The sequence below is a fragment of the Candidatus Thermoplasmatota archaeon genome, from assembly GCA_029907305.1.
Taxonomy (GTDB): Archaea; Thermoplasmatota; E2; order DHVEG-1; family DHVEG-1; genus JARYMC01.
On sequence record JARYMC010000064.1, the window covers coordinates 1 to 9,603 of the forward strand.

The following is a 9,603-nucleotide window of genomic DNA, read 5'->3' on the forward strand; positions in this document are numbered from 1 at the left end:
TAATTTTACTTTATAAAATGAGGGTTAATGACTAAATAAATGTATTTTTTTTATGTTGAGTCAATATAATTTTTACTTTTCACCTCACTATTATTCGGACAACGCCGAGAAATAGGTTTTGAAATTCGCTCCATATAAAATTAGTTTTACCACAGTAGGTTTTGTTTCAGCTGTATCATATGCAGGTTTACACCCATCTCCTCTATTCTTGAGAGATATATTTTTCCTAGACGTTGTGAGAACCTTTCTATGAAATATTGACCCGCCTCATCACCAAGTGAGATAGTTATATTCTCTAAGATTTTTTGTATTGCTCTACCAATTTCCGTTGATCTTATAGTGTTAAGACCAGCTGGTATACTTATCGCATTTATTCCCTCTGAATAACGCGTGCTGTCTATTTTAACATATTTCAAGTAACCATATCTATCATCCAATTTTTTTAGAACAGTGTCCACTGCAAGAACAGCGTAGCTCTGCGCGCTAGCCTCGCTCAGTACATCAACCAATGATTTTATCACATGTTTAACTAATGCTTCATGTGTCAGCTGTACCATCTCGAGGTTCACACCTATCTCCTCTAGTTTTATTAGATACTCTTCTGTGAGCCTGTTCCTAATTCTTTCTATAAACCTATAGCCACCTTTTTCTTTCAGTGATTTATTTGCCTCATGTAGTATCCTCTGTATTAACTCCCCTATTTTTCTTTGCTCTACTGTATCTATGTTTTTTGACACAGAAATTATATCCATCCCCTGCATGTGAATTACATCGTTTATTTCAACGTGCTCTAAAAAATCATACTCCATCCTCAGCCTTGTAACTATATGACTCAGTGTTTGAATAGCATTTCTCCTATCACTCTCGATATCTATTATATCAAAGATTATTTTTAACACAATTCTTAGAATCTCTGAGTTTTCTATCTTTATTTTATTTAGAATTTTTAATTCTGTTATATACTCCAGTTGTAAAACATCTAAATCTATGCCTGATTTTTTAAGTGTTTCTTCAAAATTTAATGGCAAGTTTTCTTTGATCTCTCTTATGAAATAGTAACCAGTGCTTTTGTCCATTGTTTTTGTCAGTTTTTTGAAAAATTCTATTAAAAACTTGTTTAACTCCTCTCTATCAACCTTGTTTATATCTGGTTCCACGTTTACTGTTTCAACTGACTCCCAGTACTGTGCAACCTTTATCGTTATATGTTTTAGGAAATCATATTTTTTCCGTAGTTCACCAATAATCCTATCTACTACTACGACCGCGTATATCTCAGATGTTCTCCTACCTATGATGTCTACTGCAGTTTTTAATATACCTATGGTTAACTCTCTGTTTTCTAAAGGTGGCATCCACATCCTCTGATCTCTAATAAATTATATGCGTATATCAATATGTTATTGTATTATTAAAACTTCTCGTGCCTATGAGTTGTTATCCCAGAATCCTCTTGTACGCGCATATGTTAGCTCCGCTTTTAATATGTCTTGGAGTAGTTTGACTTGCAGCTCCTCTGATTTATCCAAGCTGGTTTTGTTGTATTTGCCTAGTATCCTACCGGCAGTATCTGGTCCTACTCCTCTAGCCATCAGTGTTAGGATAGCGTATTTACCATGGCTTAGTACTAGGCTAGCGTTTTTGTGTAATCTCTTAACCTCTTTTTCTTCCTCTTTTGTCCTATTCTTTTTTGAGAGTAGTTTTGCTAGATCCCCACGGTATCTGTTTAGGACTGCTATCTTTATTGCACCGCATTTAGAGCAACCAGGTTTTTTGTCTACCCTATGTACTGTCGTCGTCCAACTATGGTTACAGTTTGTGCAAACAAGGAGTATATCAGTGTTTTCTAACCTGTTTTTTAATGCCATCAGTATCGACCTATCTGCTCTCTGTGGCACCATCAGCCCTCTAATGGTTTCGAAACCTGCTAATGCTATTGGTGACAACCTTTGTATATGTATTTTTATCTCGCTGTTTTGTATCATCCTAAGTATTTTCTGTGTGTTTTCTACATCCATCCTCTCCCAGATAAGTTTATCAACTGATTCCTCGTATATGATGCTGTTGTCAAAAAGTGTCAACAATTTTTTTGCTCCAACGTTTTTGTAATCAAAGTTTTTACTTATCGCACCAAATTTTCTAGCAACATGCACCAGCTGCCACCTTATGTACGTAGAGTTCTTCAGTATAGTCTCAAGTAAGTAGTCTAATGTCTCAGGTTTTGTTTTCAACAATATATCTTTTATTCTCTCTATTGGTATGCGGGCTGGTAACTCTAGGCTTATCCTATATGCGTCGCTGTTTATCCCCACGCTTTCGCCTATTGATTGTGCTAAAAGAGCTGATATAAGACGACCTAGTGTTTCGTTCACCTTTGTTCCAAAGCATGCGTTTATGATAATTGTTTTATCCTCCACCTCGATTGTTATATTCTGGTCATCTGGTACTATTAGCCCTTGTCTTTTTTGTTCATCTACCTGTTTCAGGATTTTATTTAACGTTTCTTTATCACACGGGTAGCCCCCTAAATCTTTTCCTTCTGACACCAGCCTCCTGATTTGCCCCACCTCCATAGCCACCTCAAATGGTACCGGTATATCCTCACCAGCCCATGAGGGTATAGTCCCCATCTCCTTCGACTGCGAAACCAGCACCCCTTTTTCGTCTCTCCTCACTATCACCCATGGTCTACCCTTTAGGATGAATCTTGCTCCATCGAAACCATAGCTTAGAATGAAACTCTCATCCAGTGTACCAATCTTACTCCTCGTAGTTATATCTGTAACCATGTATGTTTTTTCATCTGGTATCATAGAAATGTTTTCTAAAAAATAGTTCCTTGAGTTAGAACGTTTAACCACAAAATCATCCTCAACCCATATCGTACGCTGGTTTTTCAACTGCTCCAAGGTTTTGTTGAAAACATCGGTTTTAAGTTTATGAAACGGGTAAGCCCTACGTATTATGTTGTACATCTTGTTTATTTTGATTCTACCATACTCAAGTGCCATCGATGTGATCTGATTCGTTAAAACCGACAGCGGGTTTTGCCTCACCCTTAGCTCCTCCAGCTCACCTCTCAATGCTTTTCTAGCTATCACCAAGCTTTCTGCCAGATCCTCAGGGTGGGTTGCTATGATTATACCCTTCGACGTTTTACCTATACTATGACCTGATCTACCAACTCTTTGTACTATCCTTGTCACTTCCCTAGGCGAGTTGTACTGTATAACAAAATCTGTGTCACCCACATCTATACCAAGTTCTAATGACGATGTACATATCAGCGATTTCAGTTTACCATTTTTGAAATCATCCTCAGCCTCAACCCTAGCATTTTTTGATAAAGAACCATGATGCACACCTATAGGCATATCTTTTTCCCACATATGGAAACGCGACGCCAAGATCTCTGCTCCATCACGAGTGTTTATGAAAAGCAGTGTTTTCACATGACTATCTATCAATTCTTTACATCTACGCAAAGAAGCAAAAGATATTGGCTCCATAGACAGATTTTTCGCATCAACATAATCACTTTTTTGTACCACAGGCAACTCAACGCTAATATCCATGTGTTTTGTTACATCAACCTCAAGTATCATCACATCACGTGGTTTATCATCTTCCAACCCACCAAGATACCTTGCCACCTCATCAGGTGAACCAACAGTCGCTGATAAACCAATTCTCTGAAAACCATGATGATCTTCTTTTGTTAATTCATATAACCTTTCAAGCGCAACAGACAGTTGTGCCCCTCTTTCATCACCAGCCAACTCATGTATCTCATCAACAATAACCCACCTAATTTTTCCTAGATGCCTCCGAAGTCTCTTACCAATAAAAAGGATCTGCAATGTCTCAGGTGTTGTTATCAACATATCTGGTGGATGCGTCGCCTGCCTAGCCCTTTCACCCTGAGATGTATCACCATGCCTCACAGCTATATCTATACCCAGCTCCTTCCCCCACTGCATAGTTCTCCTAAGCATATCACGGTTTAAAGCCCTCAACGGCGTAACATAAAGAATTGATACACCCCTACTTTTCTCATCATATTCCTGTTTTTTTTCTTTTAAAAAATTATGAAAAACTGGTAGAAGAGCCGCCTCTGTTTTACCAAGACCTGTTGGCGCTATCAACAGAACATTTTTTCCATCTATTATCTCTGGTATAGCCTTAAGCTGTGGCTCAGTAGCCTCTAATATGTTCTTTGAAGCAAGATGTTTTTGGATATTTGGATCTAAAATCGAAAAAACCGATGTCATCTAACCAAAAAATGCAACACAGCCCTATATTTATTGTTTTTTCTTCTCTAATTCAGTGCACCGTAAAAAATGAAACCCATACCAAACCATAGTATAGAGAGTAAATAGTACCATACAGATGCGACGTTTAGAACAAGACCTAAACCTATGATAACCCATGGTAATATGATTAATAGAAAGAACGATATTGTTTTTCTAATGTTTTCTGATAGATTCATATCCATAGTTCACCAACATCTAGGGTTTTCTTCCCCCATTATTAAGAATGGGTTATTTAAGTTTAACCTGATTATTTGATACCCTTTACTTTTCCAAGACCAGAGCCATCAAGAAGGTAAACCTCTGTGTTTTCAACATCTATTATCTTTCCCATCGGACCCATAATACCCTCTTTGTTAACTGATATACCCCCACATAGTGGATTAAAAGCAGGTAATATCAATATCTGCGGATCACCAGGTTTTTTGTATTTTTCTTCTAGTTTTTCTCTCACGGTTTTTGCCTTCAACCAACACGACTCAAATGTTTTATATCCAAGTCTATCTATAAGCATTATCGTTGGGTGCGTATGCGCCATTATCACTTGTTCACATCGCATAATTTCTTCGCTAGGCCACCTATGTCCATGTACAAAACCCAGGTTTTCCATGGTGAAACCATCCGATGGATGAATTGTTATACTTGTCGGCGTTATTTTTTGTATATTGCCATCGTGGTTACCTGGTATTATATGAACAATACCATATTGTTGTACCGTCTCCAGAAAGTTTTTTACGTCTTCTCTCTCCTGTATCGTTGATGAGGGTATGTTGTGTTTTATGTCGCCTAGTAATATGATTTCTTTTGGTTTGTATTTTTTAAACAAAACTATCAAATGATCCATCATGGTTTGTGTCTGAGAAGCAGTATTAATCCCTTGTTCTCTCAGTTCACTCTCAATACCTATGTGTAGATCTGCTACTAATAGTATTTTTTTATTTATCAAAAGAGCAGGTTTATTTGGAATTGGTTTCAGTTCTGTTTCCATGATTCAATTCAACGGTCTCAATGTGAGAATAAATAAATAAACATTTTCTAAATTATATAACCCTGGGTTAATACAAGTTTAGATAAACCTTTTTTTAACAAAAAAAAGAACATTTTTTGGATACAAAAAATATTTATGTTATAATAATATGTGGCGCAACACATGATTACAAAAACCATTATGTGCCCAAATTGCAAAACCCATTTAACCATTCAGGGAAAACCAAGAGAAACAATTGTTATATTATGCCCAAATTGTAATATTAAAGGGAAATTTACCTTTAAAAAAACTGAAATAAAAACAGTTAGTGATTATAATATAATTGAAGTTAAAAATCTCACAAAAATGTTTAATGGTTTTAAAGCCCTTGATAATATTTCATTTAATGTTAAAAAGGGAGAAATATTAGGTTTTGTTGGCCCAAATGGAGCTGGAAAAACAACTACGATAAAGTTAATGACAAATTTACTTACCCCCACATCCGGGCAAATTTATATCAATAACATTGATGTGAATAAAAACCCTAAAAAAGCGCTTTTATCAGTTGGATCCTTAATAGAGGTCCCAGGGGTATATGATTATCTTACTCCATATGAAATGTTAAAATATTTCGGAAAAATCCATAGGATGAATAAGAATGAAATAAATCAAAAAATTAAAGAGGTTTTGAAAATAGTTAAATTGTCAGAGTTGGAACATAAAAAGATAGGTTCATTTAGTACTGGGATGCAGAGAAGGTTAGCAATAGCCAAGGCGATATTACATAGCCCTGATATATTGATTCTTGATGAGCCGGTTATTGGTCTTGATCCTAAGGGGATAAAAGATGTTAGAGATATGTTGAAACAGTTTAGAAATAAAGGGGTAACCATTTTTTTAAGTTCTCATTTGTTAAATGAGGTAAGAGAAACATGTGACAGGATTATTTTTTTAGATGATGGTAAAATTGTTACGCAGGGCACTATTGAAGAGATAATGAACAGAACAAAAGTTGATACAATCGAGGTTGAATTTTTAGATCAGTTAACCGAATCAGATATTAAAAAAATAGAAAGCATACCGGAGATTAACAGCTTTGAAAAAGAAAATGGTTTTTTAAAAATAAAATTTGATGGAAAACCAGAAACTAGCAATATTATAATTACAAAATTGATTGCCCAGGGATTAAAAGTTGTTTCCTTTTCTACCAGGAAAGCTGATTTAGAATCTTTTTATGTGTCAATTATGAATGATGAGAAAGGAGTAATGTAAAAATGGATATCAACCAGTATATCCCAGATATAGATGATCTTAAAAATATGTATCTCACAATAAAATTTGAGATGTTAAAACATATTAAAAGAAAAAGAATTCTTATAACATTAATTCTTGCAATTCTAATACCTCTAATTTTTTTTATAGTTCCACCAATTTTAGGTCATGATTATGCGGATACTGCAAATAGTTTTGCAGCTAGCAATCTAGGTTTTGTTAACCTTTTAATAATACTCTCTGGGGCGATATTTACAGGTGATTCTATTTCAGGAGAATTTGAGAATAAAACTGGTTTGCTTTTATTCCCAACACCCCAACGAAAATCTAGTATATTCATAGGTAAATACATTGCTTCTCTATTTGCTACATGGTTGATTGTTTCATTATATTACCTGATTACAGTTATGGAGATGGTTTCTATATATGGAATATCAGGAATTTCGTTAGAAATAGCTCAATCATTTTTAATTGCATTACTCTATTCAGTTAGTGTGGTAAGTATTGTTTTTTTCTTTAGTAGTATTATGAAAAAGACTATAACATCAACACTTATCGGTTTCTTTCTTTTATTGATGATATTACCAATCATAACTGCTGTTTTTATAGTTGCAGAAGTAGATCCCTGGTTTATTCTAACTCATAATAATAGTCTAATTACAGATGTTTTAAGAACTGCAAATGGAAATGGTTTAGGTTCAGATCAGAGGTTTAATTTTCTTACCTTTCAACCAGATCTATGGACTGGAATAGGTGTTATGTCTGCGTATGCGATTGTACTATTTTTAATAGGTATTGTAATGGCTAATCGCAGAAAAATGGAATAATATGATAAAAAGTACTAAACAAAAACGTATATGGATATATCAAACATTAGAGGATTTGATTTAGTTGTTATTTATCTGTTTTGTTGTTTTAATCACCTGCAGCAAATTACTGCTCTGCTGATTAATCATATTAATCTGATATTGCTGAATGCTTTGTTGATTATTCTGACTGGTATACTCGTTGTTTTGGGAATTATCATTTGTTGGGTAACCCCCTATTTTCAGGCTTGGGTCACCTATAAGTATGAATTCCTCAACTGTGAAATAGTCCCACCAAATATTGTTGATGTAATTATTCTGTGCTTTCGTCAGCATCTCAGATACTGTTTCGCTACTTGCATATGCTCTATAGTACTGCAAAGAGAGATAACCACAACCCATGCCTATGCCGCCATATGCTGTTCTAGTTGCGCCAATAGTTGCGATAGCACCACCAAAACTCTTTTTAACAAAACACCAAGCAAAACATGGGAACAACTTGTCACCTAGTGATAAAGGATCAGGTGATCCTACGATCTGTTTACCTGAAATTTCTTGGATGTAATCAAAGGCATCAATGTTTTCTATAGATGGATAAGAATTTACTTCAGCAGGTTTAATTGCCTTAAAAAAACTAGACCAGTTGAAATCAAGTCTCGCAGTTAAACACGCATCAAAAAAGATGATAGGGAGCTTATAACCATTCAGAGCACCTGCAAGATAGGGTGTATAATAAGAAATCCATTTTTCTTCATCATTTGGGGGGTGAGTACCTACGCCTATTTCAAAACCATGCCCTGAGTAATCAATAAAACCAGCGCCGTTGTTTATCGCCCTATTTATATTCCGTGCAGTAAGTGTACCATCAGAGGCCCAGAGTCTAGTAGGGCTAAAACCTGCCATTATACTCTCTGTTATAGAATTCTTTTCCTCACCCTCATATCCATTCCAACCAGGGAACGTATCTCCACCTATGAGTATCATATTTTTAAACCAGCTTTCACCATATGTACTTGTCTCATAGTGAATGATTTTGTTGATGACGGTTTTCAACTCAGAAATCTTTTGGCAGGGTATACGACCTATGTTAACATCAGGGTAAAGATCAACGGTGTCATTTATACCAGGGCAATTACGATAGACTTCTCCATACAAACCATTACCATTGGAGTCCCAGCTGCAGAAATCACCATGAGCATCATATATATCTGCAAAATATAGATCAGACAGAACAGTTTCATTCCAATAATACTCATGATGTCTCTGGAAAAACCACGTTGTTCTAATAGGTAATTTGTCAACACTACCAATTAGTAGAACATAGTTTACACCCAATGTTTCAATAGCATCTTTTATGTAGTATTTTATTTTCTCAGCTTCGTCATAACCACTGTATTCAGAATATATTGCCTCGGTTGTTTTAAGAGTGGTTCTGACGTTATTGTTGTTCTTGTGTTCTATCAAAGTTTGAAGCGTGTTTGAAAACTCAGATGGGGATATTATGACCATGTCGTATTCATCATTGAATGTTGTTGGGTTTACTGGTTCTTCATAGGTTATCTGAATATCAGCAACTTGGCTGTAATAGATCTTGTTTGTAACATCAGAATACCTTATAGGGTAGCATTGCACAGCAACATACAAAACATGTTCCTCTCCATCTAGACCCATACCGGTTTTGTAGTCATAGCTTTTTGGTGGATATAAACCAGTATTCACATTTGATTTTACAGCTTTTGTCTGCAAATTAATACTACCAACCATTAGAGGCTCGGGAGCAAGTTTCACAGGTTTTGATAAATCTATGCTGCCTCCACCAGAAAAACTTACATGAACACCAGTGATACTTGTCCCAAATGGGAATGTGAATACTTTTGTAACAAAAGGTAACATAGGTTTTTCAACTTCAATAAAAGATGAATCCACCTCTTCAAGATCAACAGTCACATATGCCCCTATATCCTTAATCACAGGGTTTGAAAAAACAACCGATTCCCTCATCACTTTCGAGCCCTGAATGGTGTTATTTGCTACAGAAACAGCACCTAGTCCACTAAGGACCAAAAATCCTACTACAAACAATGGTAACAGTTTCTTCATAATCTATTTGCCTCCGAACAAATATTTTAACAGTCGTTAAAACATTTATGGTTTATCAATGTTTGCATTATCTCAGTACTTCGGAAAGTAGAAATTTATACTATTTTTTACTCTGCAACAACTCAACCTCATAAGACCAACAAACATG

At 35.5% G+C, this 9,603-nt stretch carries 7 protein-coding genes; 2 read left to right on the forward strand and 5 right to left on the reverse strand.

Features of this window, described 5'->3' with window-relative positions; genetic code table 11:
• Nucleotides 1-146 precede the first annotated feature (146 nt).
• The 4 genes from QHH19_05505 to QHH19_05520 form a co-directional block, all read right to left on the reverse strand.
• On the reverse strand, nucleotides 147-1,355 hold the full coding sequence (locus tag QHH19_05505) for a hypothetical protein (protein ID MDH7517782.1): 1,209 nt from the start codon (nucleotides 1,353-1,355) through the stop codon (nucleotides 147-149).
• 72 nt (nucleotides 1,356-1,427) lie between these two features.
• A complete protein-coding gene (locus tag QHH19_05510) occupies nucleotides 1,428-4,271 on the reverse strand; it encodes a DEAD/DEAH box helicase (GenBank protein ID MDH7517783.1) in 2,844 nt (947 codons plus the stop codon).
• Between the two features lie 47 nt (nucleotides 4,272-4,318).
• The gene (locus tag QHH19_05515) at nucleotides 4,319-4,489 is read right to left on the reverse strand and encodes a hypothetical protein (GenBank protein ID MDH7517784.1); all 171 of its coding nucleotides are present in this window, start codon (nucleotides 4,487-4,489) and stop codon (nucleotides 4,319-4,321) included.
• Between the two features lie 71 nt (nucleotides 4,490-4,560).
• Nucleotides 4,561-5,298 carry a metallophosphoesterase gene (locus tag QHH19_05520; protein MDH7517785.1) on the reverse strand — a complete coding sequence of 246 codons (738 nt, stop codon included), beginning with the start codon at nucleotides 5,296-5,298 and terminating at the stop codon, nucleotides 4,561-4,563.
• Between the two features lie 162 nt (nucleotides 5,299-5,460).
• Here QHH19_05520 and QHH19_05525 point away from each other — a divergent pair, with 162 nt between their 5' ends.
• Nucleotides 5,461-6,549, forward strand: coding sequence for an ABC transporter ATP-binding protein (locus tag QHH19_05525; GenBank protein MDH7517786.1), 1,089 nt, complete (start codon nucleotides 5,461-5,463; stop codon nucleotides 6,547-6,549).
• 2 nt (nucleotides 6,550-6,551) lie between these two features.
• Complete coding sequence (locus QHH19_05530) at nucleotides 6,552-7,376, forward strand: ABC transporter permease (GenBank protein MDH7517787.1); 825 nt, start codon at nucleotides 6,552-6,554, stop codon at nucleotides 7,374-7,376.
• A gap of 60 nt (nucleotides 7,377-7,436) precedes the next feature.
• Here QHH19_05530 and QHH19_05535 read toward each other — a convergent pair whose 3' ends face one another.
• Nucleotides 7,437-9,455, reverse strand: a complete 2,019-nt coding sequence (locus QHH19_05535) for a C25 family cysteine peptidase (protein MDH7517788.1) — start codon at nucleotides 9,453-9,455, stop codon at nucleotides 7,437-7,439.
• Between the last annotated feature and the right edge of the window lie 148 nt (nucleotides 9,456-9,603).

Bases quoted from the DNA above. Each gene is read 5' to 3' on its own strand.
- QHH19_05505 (MDH7517782.1), bottom strand. From the start codon at position 1,355: ATGCCACCTTTAGAAAACAGAGAGTTAACCATAGGTATATTAAAAACT.
- QHH19_05510 (MDH7517783.1), bottom strand. From the start codon at position 4,271: ATGACATCGGTTTTTTCGATTTTAGATCCAAATATCCAAAAACATCTT.
- QHH19_05515 (MDH7517784.1), bottom strand. From the start codon at position 4,489: ATGAATCTATCAGAAAACATTAGAAAAACAATATCGTTCTTTCTATTA.
- QHH19_05520 (MDH7517785.1), bottom strand. From the start codon at position 5,298: ATGGAAACAGAACTGAAACCAATTCCAAATAAACCTGCTCTTTTGATA.
- QHH19_05525 (MDH7517786.1), top strand. From the start codon at position 5,461: ATGATTACAAAAACCATTATGTGCCCAAATTGCAAAACCCATTTAACC.
- QHH19_05530 (MDH7517787.1), top strand. From the start codon at position 6,552: ATGGATATCAACCAGTATATCCCAGATATAGATGATCTTAAAAATATG.
- QHH19_05535 (MDH7517788.1), bottom strand. From the start codon at position 9,455: ATGAAGAAACTGTTACCATTGTTTGTAGTAGGATTTTTGGTCCTTAGT.